The sequence below is a fragment of the Runella zeae DSM 19591 genome (assembly GCF_000423565.1).
Taxonomy (GTDB): domain Bacteria; phylum Bacteroidota; class Bacteroidia; order Cytophagales; family Spirosomataceae; genus Runella; species Runella zeae.
The window spans coordinates 473914-493788 of record NZ_KE384036.1; the positions used below are offsets into that span (position 1 = coordinate 473914).

The following is a 19875-nucleotide window of genomic DNA, read 5'->3' on the forward strand; positions in this document are numbered from 1 at the left end:
AAATTATTTATGTGGATAGAGCAAAACAATAAACTCGTTAGAGAATATGAGTTTGAGGACTTCAAAGAGGCCTTTGTTTTTATGACAAAAGTGGCCGAAATCGCCGAGCAGATGAATCATCATCCGTGGTGGTCAAATGTATACAACAAAGTCACTTTTGAGCTTTCGACCCACGATGCGGGCAATACCGTCACCGAAAAAGATGAAGCATTGGCCGACGCCATCGAAGCAATCTACGATGAAATGTGAGGGGTGTATTGTAAAAGACCTGCTAAGTTTCAAAAACTTAGCAGGTCTTTGCTTTAGCTTAAAAATAAAAAGCCCTCACCGCAAAGCAGTGAGGGCTTCTGTCACTCTTAAGCAGATAAAAAATATCTTAGTTGAGCAACTGCAATTTCAAATCGTTTAGGCGTTTGCGAATCGAAACATCTACTTGGCGATCTCCTACTCGCAACACATATCCACCGATGAGTTTATCATCTACTTTTTCTTCCAATTCCACCGTCTTACCAGTAGCTTCTTCCACAATCGTCGTAAACTGCTTGCGCAGTTCGGGCGTTAATGGTGTAGACGAAGTGATAAAAGCTTTAACAATACCTTTTTGGATATCATACAACTTTACAAACTCCTCGGCAATGCTATACATGATAGCTTCGCGATTTTTCTTAGTAATGATTGAAAAAATGGTGTAAGACACCGGACTTACTTTTGACTTAAAAACGCCTTCCAGAATAGCCAATTTTTTATCATGGCGTACTACAGGGCTTTTAAGAGCAAGCATCAATCCACGGTTTTGTTCAGATACTTGCTTAAACAAAAGCATATCTTGGTACACAGTATCCACTACATTTTGTTCTAGCGCCAAATCAATGAGGGATTTGGCATATCTTATAGCTACGGTCGATTCTGACATTTGTTTAAAGTGTAAAGTTTAGAGAGAAAAACGTAAAGCAACTCAACGTCTTACAAGCTTTCTTAATTGAGTCTTGCTTCTTGAGCCAAATCTGCCACCAATTTCTCTTGGGTACTTTTGTCACTCAACTCTCTACGTAGTACTTTTTCTGCGATATCAAGCGAAACCGTAACGATTTCTTTTTTGATCTGGGCTAATAGAGCAGCACGCTCATTGTCGATTGCTTCGCGAGCATCTTCGATAATACGTTTTCCTTCAACAGTAGCTTTTTCTTTCGATTCAGCAATGATACGATCAGCTGCTTCTTTGGCGGATTTTAGAATGCTATCACGCTCAGCACGTGCTTCTGCCAACAATTTTTCGTTATCAGACTGCAACTTAGCCATGTCAGCGCGGGTTTTTTCGGCCAAATCCAAAGCACTCTGAATCTGATGTTCACGCTCTTTCAAGCCATTCATGATAGGTTTCCAAGCAGCAACGCGTAGAATAACCACCAAGATGACAAATACCACCAACATCCAAAAAAGCAAGCCGATTGCGGGGGTCAATAATTCCATTTTAATACAATTTACAGATGATTAAAAGTATAAATTTTATGATTCCTGTTGTTAAAAACTATATAACTTAAAAGGTGGGTTTCGTACTGACGCCTAATGCGAGCAGTACGAAACGCCATTGTTGCGATTAGAGCTTGAAAGAAATCAACAAGCAAATAACGGCAGCAAAAAGAGCAACGGCCTCGATCAAAGCCGCGATAATCAACATCGCAGTTTGGATACGACCAGCAGCTTCTGGCTGACGAGCAATACCTTCCATAGCACTACCACCGATACGGCCGATACCTAATCCTGCACCGATAGCAGCTAAACCTGCACCTAGTGCGGCACCGAATACTGCAAGACCTGCACCGCTTTCAGCAGCTGCTTGAAGTAAGATTTGAAGCAACATGATTGTAAAAAATTATATAGTGAAACAAAAGAATTCAGAAAAACTAAATAAAATGACTAGTGACCGTGATCAGCTTCGTGGTGCTCTTCAATGGCACTTCCGATATACATCGACGACAACAGCGTAAAGATAAAAGCCTGCAAAAAGGCAACCAACAACTCAATGAGGTTCATAAATAAAGTAAAAATCAACACCAATGGGCTAATAGACCAGCCAGTACCACCTCCACCTAGGTTTTTTGCGATAAAAATCAACCCTAACAAACTCAAAATAATGATGTGACCTGCGGTAATGTTAGCAAAAAGACGAACCATCAATGAGAAAGGCTTCATGAATACCCCCACAATCTCAACTGGTACCATGACAGGCAACAAAGCCAAAGGTACACCCGTAGGTTTGACAAGGTGGGCAAAATAATGTTTGTTGGCGTTGAAATGTACAATCAAGAAAGTAATCACCGCCAATACCAAAGTCACGGCAATATTACCAGTCAAGTTGGCACCTCCTGGAAGAAGTCCAAGTAGGTTGTTTATCCAAACAAAGAAAAATAAAGTCAACAAATAAGGAAGGTACTTTTCGTATTTAGGACCAATGGCAGGTTTCACAACGTCGTCGCGAATCATCAATATGACTGGCTCTAAAAACGACTGAATTCCTGAAGGCGCTTTGCCTTTGTTTTTATTATATCCTTTGGCTACAGCCGTAAAAATAAGGAACAAGAGAACAGCACTTAACAAAAGTGAGGCGACGTTTTTTGTAATAGAAAAATCCAAAACATGCGCTTCTTTATCTGCCTTACCGTCAACCCCTAAACGATACACATGCTCATGCTCCAATACATAGCCTAATTCTTTGTTTGGATAGATGTGCTTTTCGTGATCTTCGTGGGTAGCATCAGGGGAATGGTAGAACTTACTAGAAGAAAAAACCTTCAATCCATTGTCATAAATAATCACTGGTAAAGGGATAGCAAGACCATGTGCAAACTCCCACTCGTGAGCATCTGAGATGTGGTGCATAATCATCTCACCGATGTTAAATTTTTCTTCTTTGTGCTCATGATTATGAGCAGGTTCTTCGGCGTATGCGAAGGAAAAAGCAGACAATAAAGCGAGGGCTGCCGCAGCAAATTTATGACGTAATTGACGTAACATGTTGACCATTAACAAATAACGACTGACAAACATTATTATTCTTCTAAATCGCGGCGCAAGTTACGATACAATCCGTATATTTCAAAACAAGTATAAAATAAATAAAATGCAAAAAAGGTAAGAACGAAGCCATTGGGGTCTTCCACTTTCAAATATAAAAATACTCCAACGAAGATTAAACACATCACAAAACGGGCAGTAAGCGAGGAAAGGTAAAATTGAACGAATTTTTTACGATTTTCTCGAAATCCAAACTCCATTAGGCGGTGTTGAAGCAAAGCCAGCGCTAAAAAAAAAGCCAAAATAGACCACTTTTTAGGGTGAATATATTGGCCCAGAGAAATGTAATCGGCTGTAAAAAGTACAATTCCTAAAAAAATGGTAAAAACAATCGAACGAAGCATTTTATATCGGTTAAGTTCAAATATACAAGACAACATAATCTAAACTCCTCTGTAGGCCTTTTTTGAAAAGACTTTAACAAGTCGGGTATTTCACAGATTTATGTCAAGTATCGACAATCTAAGTCTTGAGTCTTTAATGTTTTACTTGCTGAATGAAATTATACAAAGCTGCGCCAATCGACACCAAAGAAAGTGTAAGTGTCCATCCCGGGATTTTATTGCCTTGCCATTCATCAAGTTTATACCCTGCATACGTCCCTAGCCCTATCGTCCCCAGCATCTGTATACCCATACCAGAGTATTTGGCGTAGCTTTTGGTACGCTTATTGGCATCTTGCATTTTTTTCTCAAATTGATTATTCATTGCAATAAACTGTTGTTTCCATAACGTCTGAATTAGCCGTTAAACACCACAAATATACATTTACGTTCAGATTATTTTTATTTTCTAACAAATGACTGACACCTCTTAACTTTGCAAAAAAAGTTTCGTGTGAAAAAAGTATCTATTCTCATTGCTGCCCGCAACGAATCTGCCAATATCCTAGCCTGTCTGACTTCGGTAGCCGCGTTGAGTTATCCCATATCCCACTTGCAAGTACTGGTCGGAGATGATGCCTCTGATGACAATACCGCTACTTTGATTAAGGATTTTATCAAAGATAAACCTCAATTTGAGTTGATTTCTATCGTCTCTACCCTCCCTCAACTGAAAGGCAAAACCAATGTGTTGGCCCAACTTGCTCACCATGCTACGGGCGATTACCTTTTCTTTACGGATGCCGATATAGAAGTACCTGTCGGATGGATTGAAAATATGTTGGTGCATTTTGAGCCAAATGTAGGGGTGGTTACAGGTATTACTACCATGATAAAAGGAGGGATATTTGGGCTAATGCAGGGGCTTGAATGGCTTTACTATCTATCGATGATACGCCTTTTCGCCCTTTTTGGCATTCCTATGACGGCTATGGGCAACAATATGGCCGTCAGTCGTGAAGCTTATGAGGCCGTTGGAAAATATGAGGGAATTGCTTTTTCTATTACGGAAGATTACGCCCTTTTCCATGCTATTTTGACAAAAGGTTTTCATTTTGTGCAACTATTCGATGCGCGTGTGCTTACTATTTCTCGTCCGATTGCTACTTTCAGCCAATTGTTGAGTCAGCGCAAAAGATGGATGTTTGGGGCAATGTCTTTGCCGTGGCAACAGCGTTTAGGGGTTTATCTCAATGCTTCTCTATTGCCTTTCTTGATTATAATGGGATTTTGCTTTCCAAAAACCATCCTCCTTTTGGCTTTCCTCCATTATCTTTTGGTGGTGGCCTGGATGGTCGGCATTATCAATTGGCTGCAACTTCCCGCGCTTATGATAGGTGTTCCTATTTTCTGGTTTTACCACATTTTTATGAATTTTGTAATGTTTATCAATTTTTACACGCGTCAATCCACCGTTTGGAAGGGCCGCGAGTACTAGAAAAATTATTTACTTCCCATGCTGAAATTAAACATGATTGAAACCCACGCCCATATTTATGACGATGCTTTTGATGAAGACCGTACCCAAATGCTCGAAAGGGCTTTTGAATCAGGAATAACACAGATATGGATGCCCAACTGTGACCACACTACTATCGACGGAATGCTGGCACTTGCAACCCAATACCCTAATGTCTGCCGGCCTATGATGGGGCTTCATCCTACTTATGTTAAGGCTGATTTTGAGCAAGAATTGTACATTGTTGAAAATTGGCTTGATAAAATGACTATTTCAACAAACAACCCCACTTCGATAGATGCTAGCTTGACGGACGGGTCGTCCGTTCCACAGTTTGTGGCGATAGGTGAAATAGGAATGGATTTGTACTGGGATAAAACTTTTGTAGAGCAGCAAAAAGAAGCATTTCTGATCCAATGCGATTTAGCACTCAAGCATCATCTCTGGATTGACATTCATTGCCGTAATGCCTTCTGGGAAGTTGTAGAACTTATTGAAAAAGTAGGAGATACCCGACTGACAGGCATTTTTCATTGTTTTACAGGTACGCTCGAAGAAGCCCAAAAAGCGATTGACCTTGGTTTTAAATTGGGGATTGGCGGAGTAGCTACCTTTAAAAACGGGGGTCTCGACAAAGTGTTGCCCTATATTGATATGAAACACATCGTTTTGGAAACAGATAGTCCCTACTTAGCACCTGTACCTTACCGAGGCAAGCGCAATGAGGTAGCCTATGTACCGCTCATAGCTCAACGCGTGGCCGACCTGATGCAAGTATCGGTGGAGATGGTGGCTTCCCAAACGACGGCCAACGCTCTTTCTCTTCTTCCTTCTATGTAGCAGATTCACTAAAACTTAAAAGAGTATCTCATCAACACCTTTCCGATAACTACCTAATACCTTCGTAGTCTCTAAATGGGCTTTGGGCAATTATCAAAATAGGCAGCGAAGAAATTCGCAACGGTACTCTCATTCAATAATTTTCGCGATGTGTTCTATCCGCTCGATGTATTTTTCAGATACGAAACATCGAGCGGTTTTGGGAGAAAAAAGTGTTGGTTTGGGAGCTTTCATCTAATTTTGCAGCGTCACAAAAAACTTCATCAACTTTGCCAGCTTACAAAACAGTCAAAATCAACCCCGCCTTACCCAATCGCCCCCGTGCTTCGGTATTGGTCATTTATACAGGCGGCACTCTCGGAATGGTGTTTGAGAAAGGAAATCTTGTGCCTTTTGATTTTGAACAAATCCTCGACAAACTACCCGAAATCAAACGCCTGGACTTCGAAATCACCTTTACGAGTTTGGAAGAAATCATGGATTCTTCCAACATGCGCCCCGAAGTATGGGCCGAAATCGCCAACTTAATTCAGCGCAATTACGCCTTTTATGACAGTTTTGTAATACTGCACGGTACCGATACGATGGCTTACACGGCCTCGGCATTGAGTTTTATGCTCCAAAATCTCCACAAGCCCGTGATTTTGACGGGTGCGCAGCTGCCTATTGGGGTAGCTCGTACGGATGCCCGCGAAAACATCATCACCGCTTTGGAGATAGCCGCTGCCCAAACCGACGGTCAACCACTCGTGCCAGAAGTGTGTATTTACTTTCAAAACTATCTGTTGCGCGGTAACCGCGCCAAAAAGAAGGAAAGCTCACAGTTCAACGCTTTTCGTTCCGAAAACTACCCTGCATTGGCCGAAGTGGGGGTCACTATCGAGTACAACCGTCCTTATATTGCTTCTTACCGTACCGACGCACCTTTTGGGGTACAAGCCCAACTTGATGCCAACGTAGCGATTTTGAAGCTTTTCCCGGGAATGACTCAAAACGTAGTACGCTCAGTCCTCAGTATCTCAGGTCTTCGCGGTGTAGTACTCGAAACTTTTGGAGCGGGCAATGCCCCTACCCTACCGTGGTTCTTACACGAACTCAAAGAAGCCACCGAACGCGGTATAATAATACTAAACGTATCTCAATGCGACGGTGGCAGAGTAATGCAAGGGCGCTATCAAACCAGTAGTTGGTTTGATAAAATAGGCGTAGTAAGCGGCGGCGACATCACAACCGAAGCTGCCATTACAAAAATGATGTGGATACTGGGTCAAGAAACCGACCACAACCTGATACGCCAACGCCTCAGCCAACCTCTTGCAGGCGAAATGAGCCTATAATAGGCAACATAGCGGAGATTTTTGATAGGGATTATTAGAAAATGTGTTTCTATTTTCTATTTTTGCAACCTCAAAAATAAGGTCAAACAAAGACCACCAAACAGAGGGGTGTCCGAGTGGTTGAAGGAGCACGCCTGGAAAGTGTGTATACGGGCAACCGTATCGAGAGTTCGAATCTCTTCCCCTCTGCTGAAAGATGTTATTAATGAGGCAAATGCGTATTCTAACGCGCTGGTTTTCTGCTGATTAGGGTCTCATCCCCAAGCTCCTGCACTACAGTTAAGTTTACGGTTACGGCAAAATCTGACGGTTACGTCACTTTTTGCCGTAACTGGAAGAGAGCGACGGGTTTGGCGGCGCAGTACTGGCAGCGTACGGAGGCGATGAAAGCCACGGCTTTTTATCTAAAGATGGATTTGATGCTCAACGAAAGCGACTTGGCGCAGCTTGATTTTGGGATCAAGTACCACCTCAACGGCCTGGATTATCTCATTGCCTCCCTCACGGCCGAACTCCCCATCAGCCTGTTGACCCACACTCTTTTCCCATGAGCAAGACCATTACAGTCCAGCTCACGGGAAAAGAATTGGAATATCAGTAAAAGCTTAATCGTAAATTTAACCCAAAGCTTACTTGACCCACTTTAGGTTATTTACTTTGCGGCCCACATTATACCCCATTCGGAGGCCTTCATCGCAATCCATGCGATAGTGAACCCCCAGCAAGATGCGTGAAATAGCATTTTCTTGGGCCATCTCATAAAAATTATTAAACGAGCGAGGTTTGCCATTAAACTCCAATCGAAACTCGTGGCACTTGTCTGTCATTGCATAGTCGTATCCATAAATACTTGATAATACCTCCGCGGCCGCTGCACCAAAAGTAGAATGTCCAGAAGGATAGGCTGGAAAAGGAGGAGTGACACTCTTTACTTTTTGAACGGTATTATCAAGCAAAGTTTTCCATTTTCCGTTGATAGCCCTATTGATAAATGACACAGGGCGCTCTACGTTGTAGAGATACTTAGAGTTCCAACAGGCCACGGCTCCATCGCTGAGTGCAATAGATAGCTTGGCGTAGGTATATACTGCCTTTTCTAGTCCTGCTTTTTCTAAAACAATCACTTGATTGGCTATTGCTAACCAACGAGCCGCTGGCTCGAAGGTTTGTCCGAAAATATCATCACTCCAAAACTCCCCAATCCATCTATTTTCATAATTATCTGGAATAGAGCAAACTTCTAATGCCTGTGCAAAAAACTGAGAGGTCACAACCGAACTATAATCCAGAGGAGGCCGGGCTATTTTATCATCAGGGCCGATGACAAACGTCCGAGTACGTCCCCAATAAGGCAACAACGCTTTGGTAAAATCGGGCGTAGTAGGTTGCCATTTTCCCGGACCAGTCGGGGGAGCGTAAGAAGACGGATGGGCATTGAGATAGGCTTCATGTCCATTGGTGTCCGTTTTTGAATAATTAAATACCGCTTCAGCCACTTGTTTGCCGTATTGTTGCGAACGTTCAAAAGTACTTGCTTCTACTTGGCTTTTTAGTCCTTGCGCGTTTTTTGAGCCTAATTCATCAATTTTATTTTTATGAACATCCGGTAGATGAGGAAAAAAACTTTTCATCATTGTCCAATAAGCCGAATTAAGCACCGTGGGCCAATGATAGGTCTGGCTCGCTTCTGGTTTAGGGATGGTAAGTCCAGCAAAATTGCCAGCAATGGATTGATAACTATCCATCCCCGGAACGATAGCTTCGTAGCCTGCAAGTGAAATATAGGCAAGCGCTCTTGCTGCCACGGGTGGTCGATACCCTGGGGCATATTGATCTAAATCCAAAAAAAGTACTCCCCATTTTAGTACAATGTCGGCATCGTATTCATTTAATTTTTTTTGAGGCGTGACATCTTGATTCCGATTACAGGCTGCCACTGTGAAGAGGAGTAGTATAATTAACAGTCGATTTATAAACAATTTCATGATGGTAATTTTTTTAATGTTGAAATGGATATGCTCTATCAGCATACACTCCTGAGGAATGAGAGGACGTTTGCCCTTTTTGATAATAGGGAGAACGATAGTATTGGAGCAGTATAATTGGAATGATATAATCCCCCATCCGTTCGATGGTTTCAAAGATGTCCATAGGTACTCCTGCCACTGGAAACAATAGCTCAGATGTCAATTTGTAAACGCCTACAAAAGGTAATATCCATGACAAGCGGGGTTTTAGGCAAGCCACAAGCCCCAAAGCAATTTCAAATAGCCCAAAATATTGAAGACCATACACTTCTGTAATGCCCAAGATACTTAAATTGCGAGCTACAACTTGATGTTTCATAAACACACACAGACCCCCATGCCCTACTAAGAGACTCAAAAGGCTCAAGCGCATGAGGCATTCAAGGAAGTAGCCTTGGGAAAATGTCAAATCAGAAAGTGGTTTGAGCTTAGTAAACCATTGCCGATAATGAAAAGTAGCCGGAATTCCATAAAGCCCAAGAAAAAGCAACGGAACACCAAAATTGCCCGCCCGCTCAAAAAATTCTGACATTCCCATGCCAGCAGAAGGTCTGAGAGCCGCTGTAAATAAGGTCCAAAAAGAAGCCCATAACAGTAAGACACGAGTAGGATATACAAAAGCTATAATCCCTACCATAATATCCATAATGCCCACCAAGGGCATCAAAGCAAAAGCCGTGGAGGAGTCAATAAAAAAAACTTCAAAGAAAGGAATCCATCCTTTTTTTGTTACAAGTCCCCAAAATCCATGCCCAACAAAACAGCCCAACAAACTAAATCTGAGCCAGAAAAAAAGTCTTTCTTCATAAGATGTATCTGATGAAAAAGGATTTATAAACAAAGATGTATGTTTAGTCATCTTCCTGAAAATTTTGTAATAAGTCAGTAAATACGCGTTTATTCTCAAGGGTAATAGCGTTAAATCAAACCCCTAACGCTCATACGTAATGGATGGCTACGCCCAAGCGTAAGCCACATGCCCAGCACCGAATTTGAACGAAATAGACAGTTATCTCTTCTGAATCAATCAGAATAGGTAATTCTGTTTAGTTCAAAACGTAACAAATCCTGACTTGCAAAAACTACATTTTGCAGAATCAGGAAATCAAAAGAGAATATTGTACCCTTGCTCAGGAGGAGGTGTAAGAAGACAACAAAATGACGTAAGAAGGCTTTGATTCGGTCTCTCATATATCAGTGAATAGGAATCTACCTCTATGAGAGAAGGAGAAGTAAGTATAAAAGAAGGCGTAAAAAGATATATTTTGGTCAATTCATAAAGCAATTTGAGGGCTCTATTCAGAGGACTCTGCGATGACTGAGAAGTTAAATCCATTAGTTCTTGGACTCTCTCAGAAAGCTCTACAAAACGTTCGTGAGCATCACGATTCGTTTTAAGTGTAATATACAACGTATCATTTTCATGACGTTGCCCCATGATATTGTAGAAATTTTCTCCTTCTCTAATCAGCCCCTCTTCTCCTTCATCATTTTCCCAAACGGTATTATATGGAAGAGCCGGAATCGGCACTTTAAAGGTTTTCCATTGGTCGTTTTGAGTGATAGGAGAAGCATTTCGGAATTCTTCTTCAAAAAACAAAAGCGCTACCGTCAGCCCAAACATATTGTAGAGCAGTAACAATAAAAGACCGATAGCGATAACTTTTTTCAAATAGTACCCACAGAAAGAGTTGTAAAACACTAAACACAAACTTCATGCCATATGAAATAGAACACCCTTTTGAAAGAAAAATAACCTTAGAAAAGTACAACAGAGTAGTCATCGTCACTTTATTACTTCATTGCATTTTCTCAAATAGGATAAAAGCTTCACGCGTCCTCCTCATTTTTTTGTAGTTTTCGGCCTTCAACCAGTCTTTTTTAAGGCATGTCTTTCAAATCTACGCTTGTTTTTGTTGTTAAGTGGCTTTTTATATCCTTACCGATTGGGGTTTTGGTAGGCTCTGCTTCGGCCTTTTTTTTGGTTTCACTCAATTGGGTCACCGATTGGCGCGAAGCACATGTGTGGATTATTGGACTACTGCCCGTAGGGGGTTTTATGGTAGGAGCAGCCTACCACTATTGGGGAAAAGAGGTCGTTAAGGGAAACAATCAACTCATCGAAGAATTTCATTCTCCCCAAGAAATCATTCCTTTCAAAATGGCCACTTTGGTGCTTTTTGGGACTTTGGTGACTCATTTTTTTGGCGGCTCGGCGGGGCGTGAAGGTACAGCTGTACAAATGGGCGGGGCTATTGCCGACCAATTTACAAAGTGGCTGAAGCTCTCTGATACCGACCGAAAAATCATTTTAGTCATGGGAATTAGTGCGGGTTTTGCCTCGGTATTTGGTACTCCTTTGGCGGGTACAGTCTTTGCATTAGAAGTGCTCATAGTGGGCAAGATGCGCTACGAAGCACTCCTACCAAGTCTTTTTGTAGCCCTCATCGCTGATTATACCTGCCATGCTTGGGAAGTAGCTCATACCCATTATCGCATTCCGTTTAGCCCACATCTCACGGCTCAAAACCTAGGTTGGAGTATTTTGGCAGGTATATGTTTTGGATTAGCCGCCCTTGCTTTCTCCAAAGTTGTTCATTTTTGGGGTGACTTTTTCAAAGCCAAAATTTCTTATCCTCCTCTTCGGCCTGTCGTAGGGGGTGCGATTATTGCTGTGGTGGTTTGGCTTTTAGGAACTACCAAATACATTGGGTTGGGCGTTCCCACCATTGTAGCATCTTTCCAAGACACCTTACCTCCTTACGATTTTTTACTCAAATTGCTCCTGACGACATTCACGCTTGGAGCGGGATTTAAAGGAGGTGAAGTCACGCCGCTGTTCTTTATTGGAGCTACCCTAGGCAATGCCCTTGCGCTTTTCATCCCACTTCCTCTTCCGCTACTGGCTGGTATGGGTTTTGTTGGGATTTTTGCGGGAGCAACCAATACCCCACTTGCCTGCATCCTCATGGGGGTTGAACTTTTTGGGTCAGACTCCACCCCTTATATTGCACTCGCCTGTATAGTGAGCTATCTTTTTTCGGGACAGTCGGGCATCTATACTTCTCAACGGAAAGAATCTAATAAGTACTTTTAAGTGCTGCTTGAGGCTGTACGCAATATGCATATTGCGTACAGCATAAAATATTTTCAATAACGATACACATTCACAATAAGCGTATCGGCATTGACTCCCGTAAAAATCCCCAGTCCGTTGGTAATAGAGGTAGGAGGAGTGCTAATGTTTTGAGTCGTCGTACCTGTTGAACGATACAAAGCCGCATAATCTGGATTGAGACGATAAAGGATCGCATAATGTTTCCCAAAATACTGAAATGTTTGGGGCATGATGTTGGTCACGGTCGCAGTAGTGGGCTCATTGTTGATACGGCGATTAAAGGGCGGTAAAGGAGTATCGGTATCCGTAGGCAAAATCACAATCGGTTCGGGGTCTTCTTCGGTATTGATAAGTGCTACAAAATGATATTCTCCGTTTGGGTTATCCCAACTTGCCTCAATTGGCGTGCGGTCTTCCTGAAAACCACCCGGCCCGCCAAAGCCACCTGTACCACTACTCAAATCGATTTTGGAGCGATATACAATGTTTTTGCTGATTTTGAAACCCGTAGGACGGGTTGGGATAACCGTCGTTGCCGAAATCGGCAGCCCATTGTAAGTAAAGTCAAGGGTATAAGTCAAGCCAAATTTAACAATGTCGGTAGCTTTGGATTCATATATCCCCTCACCTACCGAACTGAGTGTAAAAATACTACCGTCACTGACTTTTATCTGGATTTGTTGGCCATCAATTGGGCGCGCTACCGAGTCGGCACTATCTGCCCCAGTATAGCCAATCACCGTCGTTAGTTTCAAGCTTACGGGATGTCCTGGGGCTAAAAACGCCTCAATCACAGGCTTTTCGTTGGCATCAATTACGCTATGGGTCTCGGTACAACTGACCAACAAAACTGCCATTAACCAAAAAGAAACAATAGATTTTATATATTTTTTCATGATTTTGAATCTAAATAAAATGAGTCGATTTTAGTGTAGTTTCCAGCTGATAGTTACGTTTGGCGTAAATCCTAAGTAGTTGACATTTGTGGTTTGTAGTACACTTTCGTCTCCTTCTGTAATGATTTCAAAGCGCTTGTACCACACATTTTTACGATTGTACACATTGAAAAAAGAAAGCCCAATGCTACCCCAACGGGCATTGTAAGTAGCCGACACATCCAAACGATGATAAGGCGAAAAACGAGTGGCGTTTTTGTCGGAAGGCATCGTAAAATTGCGCACCGAGCCGTCGAGCAGTTTGATTTGATAAGCCCCTGCAATAGAAGTATAAGGCCGCCCAGTTGAGAAAATCTGGGTAAGCGCAAAATCAATGTTTTTCCAGCGATAGGCTCCGATAAACTTAAACTGATGCCTGACGTCTTGGTCGGCGTGGTAAGGGCGATCCGAAAAAGCCGACACCTCCCTTACCGCTTCGGCCAAGGTATATCCTATCCATCCATTGAAATCCCCAAACTTACGTTGCAACAGCACATCTACTCCGCGCACTACTTCATCACCATTAAAAAATGTTTCCTGCACACTGAGTCCCTGTCTGATTTGGGGTACAAAACGTAGGGTGTATTCCGTAATACCGACATTGTTTTTCTGATAAAACTCTACATCCACTAAATATTCTTTAAACTCATAACTTCCGCCCAAAATCAAGTGGTCAGATTTTGTGACGGGCAGCGACTCGCCATTGGCTAGCAACCAATAGCTCCTATTGCCTTGTGTAAGGTCTTCGCGGTTGATTTGTTTGGCAAATTGATAATATCGCCCGATTGCTGCTTTGAATTTTATTTTATCCGACCACGCATATGTAGCACTCAGACGAGGCTCAAAATAGAGTTTATTGGTCACATCAAAATGGTTGAGCCTTACGCCTGGTTTGATCATGAGTCGTGTCTGCAACAACCTGATTTGGTCTTGCACATACACAGACGTAATCACTCCCCTATCGTTTTTACTGAGTACATCCACGGTATCGTTTTGGGTATATTTATAAACAATCGTATTGGCCGTGGAGTGAATCCCAAACTGGAGTTGATTGTGAGGCGTAAGTTTGTATTCAAAGTCTATTTTGGCCGTAAAGTCCTTTAAATCATTGGATTCCACCTGACCAATGTTAACATTGCGAGTAGTAGCTACGGTGCTATCAGTGGCCGGAATAGTATTGACTACGGTGCGGCTATTGTCGCGATTGCTATAAAAATTGGAATAACTGATAAGCATATTGCTGTATAGCTTGTCGTTCCAACGGCGCGACCATTTAAAGCTACTTCCGAGATTTCCCCAAGCCGACACATCAGTAGAAGAAGTAGAAGCCCCAAACAAAGCCTGTCGTCCAAAACTAAAATTGGAAGCAGAGGAGTTATCCATTTTGTCGGTTCCGTTATAAAGGCTCCACGTAAAAATATCCTTCTTGGAAAGATTCCAAGTCAGTTTGGCATTCAAATCATAAAAGTAGGATTGGGCTGTTTGGTTTTGGGTAGCCATATTTCCAAAACGCCCTCCCCCGGGTCTTCCCCCAAAACCACCCGCTCCCGGCTGCGACACATTGGTCTGACGTTCGGTAGTAAACGTGCTAAATATTTTTTCGTACAATGCCCCTTTGTACGAACGTCGCCCCGCCACAAGAAGCGTCATTTTCTTGCTAAGAGGAGTTTCGATGTAGCCATTCATACTGAGCAAGCTCAAGTCAGCCCCGGCATTGAATTGATTTTTGTTGCCTTCTTTGCCCGTAATCTCAGCTACTGCCGAAATACGCCCCCCAAACTTCGCATCAAAGCCGCCTTTGTACAGCTGAATATCTTTGAGGGCATTGTAATTGAATGCCGAAAAGAAGCCAAACAAGTGATCGACGTGATATACCGTAAAGCCATCATAAAGCACCAAAGTTTGGTCGGGTGTTCCACCCCTTACATAAAGCCCCGAAGATGACTCATTGGAAGCACTCACACCAGGCATCAACTGAAACGCCCTAAAAGGATCTCGCTCCCCAATATTGGGTAATTTGGCCAAGTTTTTGGGAGTCATTTTGATCATGCCCACAATCTCGTTGGCCTTAAGTACTTCAGTTTTTTCGCCCAAAACCATCACTTCTTCGAGTACTTGCTCGCCAGGCTCAATTTCAATCACAAAGTTTTCGAGGGGCGTTTTGGGAGAAAGATGCACTTTGGCATTTTTGTAACCTACATAGCTTACCAAAATCGTCACCGTATCAGAAGGTACTTTGAGTAAAGTAAAATACCCATCGACATTGGTCTGAACCCCGATTTTGCTCCCCAATACTGCCACCGTAGCAAAAGGCATATTTTCGGAAGTTTTGCGCTCTACCACTCTTCCCATCAGCGTAAAATCGGTACGGGTAGGTTCTCCTCGGTAGCGCGTATCAAAGTCGCGCCTAGCCGTTTTCAGGATTTCGGTGGCGGTTTTTGGTACAATCTGAATCACATTGGTTTCATCAATGTAAAACGTCAAATCTTTGGTTTCTTTCAAAGCGCCTTTGATACCATCCAGGAGTTTGGTATTGTCAAACCAGTAAGAAACTTTGTATTTTTTCAGCAATTCGGCATCATACCCAATCTTAAATTTATATTTCTTTTGTAAGTCGGCGATGATTTCACTGAGTGGTTTGTTGTTATAAAATTCGTCTTTAATGATAAGTTCAGCCGCCGACTCAGAAGGGTTTTGTGCATAAGATACCGTCAGCCCAAGCACGCACAAAATGAGCAATAGTTGTTTTTGCATAACAAGTATAGGTGTTTCAATAGTGAATTATTTTTTAACATTTGATATAGATTCAGACATGAATAGCTTCCACAGATAATGTCTGTAGAAGCTATTAGGAGACGCATTAGTGGGTTTCATAGAGAGCCGGTGATTTTCTTTCGTACCTCTCCATACGTTTGTTGTTTTGAGAATGTGGCACTAGTAATCTAAGTGTAGATAATTACCCAAAATGTGCCTATCATTTAATTATTTTTTGTCGCTTCGATTTTGATATTCACTTCGGCTACATTGCCTGCTTCATCCGTATCCTCAAAAGATTCTTCAAAAGTGAGGGTTTTTGAATTGATTTCGCCTAAACGAACTCCTTCATTCAACATCTCAAAACTTCCGCTACTGAGGGTTTTGAGTTCTACATTGTCGTAAGTGATATTATCTGGCTGCATCACACCCAAGCTATCTCTTTGCGAAATATTGAGGATAAGTGTGAGCACATTCGATGATTTTTTTGTGAGATCAAAAGAAATCACAAGGTTGTCTTTGATTAAAGAATTAGTAAGATCAAGTGTCTGCCCCACTCCACTTATCGACTGAGTATAAGTGGTCCCGCTATAAGTACCAATGACTTGGTCGGCAGGCTCAGGTTCTACTTCACTTTTCGAACAGCTAGCAACGCACACAGCTATCGCTAGCATACTGATAGACAGCAGCTTTTGTAAGGATTTCATAAAAATGAGTTTTGTTTAGTGGATAATAGTCTGATAAAACCAGCAGGTAGAGTATTTTACTAAAAAAGTAGTGGATGTTGGCTTTTTAAGTCATTAACTTTAACAAATATACGTGTGGTAAAAAAGGGAGTATTTTGACCTCGCAGAAGGCTTCTTCAAAATACTCCCTCGCTTTTTTATCTACCTCCTTTACGTTTGCCTTTAGGGCCTTCTGGATGAGTAGGAGCAGCTTTTTCTTCTACAAAAGCGCCCTTAGCATCAAATTGAAGCACTTTGACAGTATCTGTATTTTTGATAGCTACAAAATACACTCCCTCTGTATTGGTACCTGCATTTTTGATTTCATAACCCGCATATTTCTCAGCAATGTAAGTTGTGATAGCCGCAGGCAGTGCTGATACTTCTACTTTGGTTAGCTTAGCTCCCCTTTTGTATTTTTCTAACGCTTTATTGAAAGTACCATCGGCATTGAAGAGCAACCCTTGGTGGGTTCCGTCAGCCAATTTTAGCCCTACTACGATTTGTCCTGCTGAATCTTTGCCTGCAAATTGGATTTCGGCACCGGCATAGTTGCTTGAGATGTAAGAGGTGATAGCAGCGGGCAAGTCAGCTGCGGCAACTTCAGTAAGCTTACCTTTGCATTTTTGTTTAGTTACGGTGTCGGAAGTAGCGGCAGCACGAGCAGCCGACAGCTGAAGCGACTCGGTCAAATCGTCTTCTACCGCACTTACTTCATCACGGTTACAACTTGCCAAAAAAAGGCCCACAAGAGCAAAAACGAAAAACAACGATTTTTTCATGGTTGTGTTTTTTAAATTTTGGTTTGAACAAAAAATTGATTGATTTCAGAGAGCATTACGCGGCCTTTTTGAAGAGCGTGGCATTAAAATATTTTATTTTTTTTAACATAAATATTTCTAAATTACTGCAACGCTAGTCCAAAATACAGCGTACATGCGGGTAATAGTAATGATGTTTCGTGTAGCTAAAACCACCTCTAAACCGCTCTACGACTTTGTTTTTTAGAAAGAAAACTAACTTTACGGAAGACGACCTCGAAGAAGTCATTCGGGCCTGCCTCAACAACGACGGGCGAGCGCAGCGTATACTTTTTCAGCAGTTTTTTGGGTATGCGAAAGGAATTAGTCTGAGATACTCTTCGTCGATGGAAGAAGCGGAAGAAATCTTAAATGAAAGTTTCTTAAAAGTATTTCAGCACCTCGACCGCTACGATATTACTCAGCCTTTCAAAGCCTGGCTTCGCACCATTGTAGTCAATACCGCTATTAGTTATTACCGCAAAAACCAGAAGTTTCATGGGGAGATTGGCCTCGACAATATTCAGGAGCCTTCTTTTGACGAATCGGTCATTGACCAAATATCCGCAGAAGAGATTTTGTCACTTGTGCAACAGTTGAAGCCCATTTATCGTACTGTCTTTACGATGCATGTGGTCGATGGATATCAGCTACGCGAAATTGCCGATACCCTCAATTTTAATGAAGCCACCGTACGTTCGCACTTTGCTAGAGCCCGCACTAGGCTTCAAGAACTCATCAAGCAGTCTTATCCTTTTTTTTCGGCAGGGGAAGCTGATAGAAAATTCAAATAGTATCCACACATTCTGTAAAGAGTAGGTTGATTTCAACCTTGTTAACGATAAAAATCAGTGCACATGCACTCAAAAAATAAAAATGAAACCCGATAAATTTGACGAAGCTATACGCCAGAAGTTGGAAGGGATTCAGCCTAGTTTTCAGGACGAAGATTGGGCGAAATTTAAGGCGTACCAAACCATCCAAGCTCCCCCATCGTTTATCCACCGATTTGGGCGGTCGATGCTCTACACTGCCGCCAGTGTAGCGGCGGCTGTAATGGTATTTGCGAATGTATATCAATACCGACAAAATCAAAAACTTGATAAACAAGTAGGGCAACTCAAACAACAACTCTCCCAAAAAGAGCAAGAGCCCCTGCGTACTACTACCCGAGTCGATACGGTTTATATCACCAAATACATCCCTATTCAATCTTCTTTTTCTCAACCTAAAGCCTATGACCCATCTGTACCTTCTCTTTATCAAGGCACTCCTTCAACCAACGGCCTACACCCTCGTAATGAGGCTCGTATTGCCGAAAGTTTTAAGAATATTGGAAAAATAGTACAAAAAAGCCCTGAAGAGCTAATAAATGAAACCGAAAATGAGGATGTATTGCCAAAAGAAAATGCTGATTTGAATCAAGGCAAAGGCAGCACTGCTTCTTTTCCTCGAAAAAACAATAGCCTTTCGCCCAATACAACTATAGAAAGCTCGACAACCAATAAAAGTAAAATACAGCGAAAGGAAAGTTTGGCGGCAAACACATCGAATCCCGAAAATGGCATTGCCTCCCAAGTTTCTCCAGTCGAAGGTATTACTACTAACGAAACCTCTACCAGCTCAAACAAACTTGCTATCGAGCTTTTAGAGTCGATTGATGACACCCAAGAATTGAGTGGCCTGGCTCCTGCCGAAATAAAAGTAAAAAGATATGCTTATGCTACATTACAAAGCAAATCTTCTACTGCCAACACCTCAACTACTACTTCTCCGCCCCCTTCTATCTCTTTGCGGGATGTGCGGTTGAGATTAGGTGGCGGCCTGAGTATTGGTGATAAATATACCGGCTACGGTTTTAGCTCTAGCCTTCTTTTGGGTAAATATTGGAGTCTCAACGCGGGCATCCAATGGGCTCAAATCAAAGGACCTCAATATTTTACAGATGATATTTTCAAAGACAAAACAGGAAGACCTTTTCAGACTTGGCATAAGTCTCCAGGCATAAAACCTCCTTTGATGCAACCCAAAGTATTTGATATTAAAACGGAAGTCAATCTAGTACGGCTTCCTATTAGCTTGACTTACCGGTGGCCTATCAAAGACGACTTTGCGCTGTTGTTTTCGGGCGGGACTCACCTCAACTTAAATGCCAAGCAGTGTTATGAGTTTTATTATAAAGACCGCGACGAGCAATACAAAGAAGAAAAAGGAAGTTTTGCGATTCAGCCGGCCCTATCAAATGATGTGATTTTATCGGCAGGAATCGAAAAGCAATGGCGCAAACTCGTATTCCAAGTAGAAGCTTACACAGCCCCTTATTTACAGAAACCCCAATACCTCACCGACAATCGTAATATGGGAGTTCGCCTGAAAGTATTATATCAATTTGGTAAGAAGCCTATTTAAAATTCTTTCCATT

The 19875-nt window shown here is 42.1% G+C and carries 21 protein-coding genes and 1 tRNA gene; 9 read left to right on the forward strand and 13 right to left on the reverse strand.

Features of this window, described 5'->3' with window-relative positions; genetic code table 11:
* Window positions 1–9 precede the first annotated feature (9 nt).
* Window positions 10–249 (forward strand): 4a-hydroxytetrahydrobiopterin dehydratase, encoded by a 240-nt coding sequence (locus G563_RS0120535; protein ID WP_028666959.1) that lies wholly within the window; start codon window positions 10–12, stop codon window positions 247–249.
* Window positions 250–376: 127 nt separating this feature from the next.
* Here G563_RS0120535 and atpH read toward each other — a convergent pair whose 3' ends face one another.
* From atpH to G563_RS0120565, 6 genes are all read right to left on the reverse strand, one after another.
* Window positions 377–913, reverse strand: coding sequence for an ATP synthase F1 subunit delta (atpH, locus tag G563_RS0120540; protein ID WP_028666960.1), 537 nt, complete (start codon window positions 911–913; stop codon window positions 377–379).
* Between the two features lie 62 nt (window positions 914–975).
* Entirely contained in the window at window positions 976–1470 is a 495-nt protein-coding gene (atpF, locus tag G563_RS0120545) for a F0F1 ATP synthase subunit B (RefSeq protein WP_028666961.1), read from the reverse strand.
* Between the two features lie 127 nt (window positions 1471–1597).
* Window positions 1598–1861 (reverse strand): ATP synthase F0 subunit C, encoded by a 264-nt coding sequence (atpE, locus tag G563_RS0120550; protein WP_028666962.1) that lies wholly within the window; start codon window positions 1859–1861, stop codon window positions 1598–1600.
* Between the two features lie 56 nt (window positions 1862–1917).
* The gene (gene atpB, locus G563_RS0120555; protein ID WP_028666963.1) at window positions 1918–3015 is read right to left on the reverse strand and encodes a F0F1 ATP synthase subunit A; all 1098 of its coding nucleotides are present in this window, start codon (window positions 3013–3015) and stop codon (window positions 1918–1920) included.
* A gap of 35 nt (window positions 3016–3050) precedes the next feature.
* Complete coding sequence (locus G563_RS0120560) at window positions 3051–3419, reverse strand: hypothetical protein (RefSeq protein WP_028666964.1); 369 nt, start codon at window positions 3417–3419, stop codon at window positions 3051–3053.
* Window positions 3420–3552: 133 nt separating this feature from the next.
* Window positions 3553–3783 (reverse strand): AtpZ/AtpI family protein, encoded by a 231-nt coding sequence (locus G563_RS0120565; protein WP_051211099.1) that lies wholly within the window; start codon window positions 3781–3783, stop codon window positions 3553–3555.
* A gap of 129 nt (window positions 3784–3912) precedes the next feature.
* Here G563_RS0120565 and G563_RS35430 point away from each other — a divergent pair, with 129 nt between their 5' ends.
* From G563_RS35430 to G563_RS0120590, 5 genes are all read left to right on the forward strand, one after another.
* Complete coding sequence (locus tag G563_RS35430) at window positions 3913–4896, forward strand: glycosyltransferase (RefSeq protein WP_169579795.1); 984 nt, start codon at window positions 3913–3915, stop codon at window positions 4894–4896.
* Window positions 4897–4929: 33 nt separating this feature from the next.
* Window positions 4930–5757 carry a TatD family hydrolase gene (locus tag G563_RS0120575; protein ID WP_028666966.1) on the forward strand — a complete coding sequence of 276 codons (828 nt, stop codon included), beginning with the start codon at window positions 4930–4932 and terminating at the stop codon, window positions 5755–5757.
* Between the two features lie 269 nt (window positions 5758–6026).
* Complete coding sequence (locus tag G563_RS0120580) at window positions 6027–7094, forward strand: asparaginase (RefSeq protein WP_028666967.1); 1068 nt, start codon at window positions 6027–6029, stop codon at window positions 7092–7094.
* Window positions 7095–7196: 102 nt separating this feature from the next.
* Window positions 7197–7283: transfer RNA gene (locus G563_RS0120585), tRNA-Ser, on the forward strand.
* 161 nt (window positions 7284–7444) lie between these two features.
* Window positions 7445–7645 (forward strand): hypothetical protein, encoded by a 201-nt coding sequence (locus tag G563_RS0120590; protein WP_028666968.1) that lies wholly within the window; start codon window positions 7445–7447, stop codon window positions 7643–7645.
* Between the two features lie 78 nt (window positions 7646–7723).
* Here G563_RS0120590 and G563_RS35435 read toward each other — a convergent pair whose 3' ends face one another.
* The 3 genes from G563_RS35435 to G563_RS0120605 form a co-directional block, all read right to left on the reverse strand.
* A complete protein-coding gene (locus G563_RS35435; RefSeq protein WP_037327606.1) occupies window positions 7724–9079 on the reverse strand; it encodes a vanadium-dependent haloperoxidase in 1356 nt (451 codons plus the stop codon).
* A 13-nt stretch (window positions 9080–9092) separates the two neighbouring features.
* Window positions 9093–9980 carry a hypothetical protein gene (locus G563_RS0120600; protein WP_028666969.1) on the reverse strand — a complete coding sequence of 296 codons (888 nt, stop codon included), beginning with the start codon at window positions 9978–9980 and terminating at the stop codon, window positions 9093–9095.
* Window positions 9981–10226: 246 nt separating this feature from the next.
* Complete coding sequence (locus G563_RS0120605; RefSeq protein ID WP_028666970.1) at window positions 10227–10793, reverse strand: hypothetical protein; 567 nt, start codon at window positions 10791–10793, stop codon at window positions 10227–10229.
* 216 nt (window positions 10794–11009) lie between these two features.
* Here G563_RS0120605 and G563_RS35440 point away from each other — a divergent pair, with 216 nt between their 5' ends.
* Window positions 11010–12218 (forward strand): voltage-gated chloride channel family protein, encoded by a 1209-nt coding sequence (locus G563_RS35440; protein WP_037327609.1) that lies wholly within the window; start codon window positions 11010–11012, stop codon window positions 12216–12218.
* A gap of 53 nt (window positions 12219–12271) precedes the next feature.
* Here G563_RS35440 and G563_RS0120615 read toward each other — a convergent pair whose 3' ends face one another.
* The 4 genes from G563_RS0120615 to G563_RS35445 all read right to left on the reverse strand — a co-directional run bounded on the left by G563_RS0120615 (window position 12272) and on the right by G563_RS35445 (window position 17435).
* Window positions 12272–13135 (reverse strand): DUF4249 family protein, encoded by an 864-nt coding sequence (locus G563_RS0120615; protein ID WP_037327613.1) that lies wholly within the window; start codon window positions 13133–13135, stop codon window positions 12272–12274.
* A 30-nt stretch (window positions 13136–13165) separates the two neighbouring features.
* Window positions 13166–15928 carry a carboxypeptidase-like regulatory domain-containing protein gene (locus G563_RS0120620; RefSeq protein WP_028666972.1) on the reverse strand — a complete coding sequence of 921 codons (2763 nt, stop codon included), beginning with the start codon at window positions 15926–15928 and terminating at the stop codon, window positions 13166–13168.
* 224 nt (window positions 15929–16152) lie between these two features.
* On the reverse strand, window positions 16153–16635 hold the full coding sequence (locus G563_RS0120625; protein ID WP_157585507.1) for a hypothetical protein: 483 nt from the start codon (window positions 16633–16635) through the stop codon (window positions 16153–16155).
* 176 nt (window positions 16636–16811) lie between these two features.
* Entirely contained in the window at window positions 16812–17435 is a 624-nt protein-coding gene (locus tag G563_RS35445; RefSeq protein WP_051211102.1) for a PepSY-like domain-containing protein, read from the reverse strand.
* A 215-nt stretch (window positions 17436–17650) separates the two neighbouring features.
* On the opposite strand from G563_RS35445, the gene G563_RS0120635 reads away from it, so the two are divergent.
* Together G563_RS0120635 and G563_RS0120640 are read left to right on the forward strand one after the other, a co-directional pair.
* A complete protein-coding gene (locus G563_RS0120635; RefSeq protein ID WP_028666974.1) occupies window positions 17651–18247 on the forward strand; it encodes an RNA polymerase sigma factor in 597 nt (198 codons plus the stop codon).
* An 82-nt stretch (window positions 18248–18329) separates the two neighbouring features.
* Window positions 18330–19862 (forward strand): hypothetical protein, encoded by a 1533-nt coding sequence (locus G563_RS0120640; RefSeq protein ID WP_157585509.1) that lies wholly within the window; start codon window positions 18330–18332, stop codon window positions 19860–19862.
* Window positions 19863–19875: the final 13 nt, after the last annotated feature.

What these genes read in the sequence shown, in the direction of transcription:
- G563_RS35445 (WP_051211102.1), bottom strand. Translation starts at nt 17,435, where the DNA reads ATGAAAAAATCGTTGTTTTTCGTTTTTGCTCTTGTGGGCCTTTTTTTG.
- atpB (WP_028666963.1), bottom strand. Translation starts at nt 3,015, where the DNA reads ATGTTACGTCAATTACGTCATAAATTTGCTGCGGCAGCCCTCGCTTTA.
- G563_RS0120565 (WP_051211099.1), bottom strand. Translation starts at nt 3,783, where the DNA reads ATGAATAATCAATTTGAGAAAAAAATGCAAGATGCCAATAAGCGTACC.
- atpE (WP_028666962.1), bottom strand. Translation starts at nt 1,861, where the DNA reads ATGTTGCTTCAAATCTTACTTCAAGCAGCTGCTGAAAGCGGTGCAGGT.
- G563_RS0120535 (WP_028666959.1), top strand. Translation starts at nt 10, where the DNA reads ATGTGGATAGAGCAAAACAATAAACTCGTTAGAGAATATGAGTTTGAG.
- G563_RS0120560 (WP_028666964.1), bottom strand. Translation starts at nt 3,419, where the DNA reads ATGCTTCGTTCGATTGTTTTTACCATTTTTTTAGGAATTGTACTTTTT.
- G563_RS0120600 (WP_028666969.1), bottom strand. Translation starts at nt 9,980, where the DNA reads ATGACTAAACATACATCTTTGTTTATAAATCCTTTTTCATCAGATACA.
- atpH (WP_028666960.1), bottom strand. Translation starts at nt 913, where the DNA reads ATGTCAGAATCGACCGTAGCTATAAGATATGCCAAATCCCTCATTGAT.
- G563_RS0120620 (WP_028666972.1), bottom strand. Translation starts at nt 15,928, where the DNA reads ATGCAAAAACAACTATTGCTCATTTTGTGCGTGCTTGGGCTGACGGTA.
- G563_RS0120615 (WP_037327613.1), bottom strand. Translation starts at nt 13,135, where the DNA reads ATGAAAAAATATATAAAATCTATTGTTTCTTTTTGGTTAATGGCAGTT.
- G563_RS35435 (WP_037327606.1), bottom strand. Translation starts at nt 9,079, where the DNA reads ATGAAATTGTTTATAAATCGACTGTTAATTATACTACTCCTCTTCACA.
- atpF (WP_028666961.1), bottom strand. Translation starts at nt 1,470, where the DNA reads ATGGAATTATTGACCCCCGCAATCGGCTTGCTTTTTTGGATGTTGGTG.
- G563_RS0120640 (WP_157585509.1), top strand. Translation starts at nt 18,330, where the DNA reads ATGAAACCCGATAAATTTGACGAAGCTATACGCCAGAAGTTGGAAGGG.
- G563_RS35440 (WP_037327609.1), top strand. Translation starts at nt 11,010, where the DNA reads ATGTCTTTCAAATCTACGCTTGTTTTTGTTGTTAAGTGGCTTTTTATA.
- G563_RS0120575 (WP_028666966.1), top strand. Translation starts at nt 4,930, where the DNA reads ATGATTGAAACCCACGCCCATATTTATGACGATGCTTTTGATGAAGAC.
- G563_RS0120625 (WP_157585507.1), bottom strand. Translation starts at nt 16,635, where the DNA reads ATGAAATCCTTACAAAAGCTGCTGTCTATCAGTATGCTAGCGATAGCT.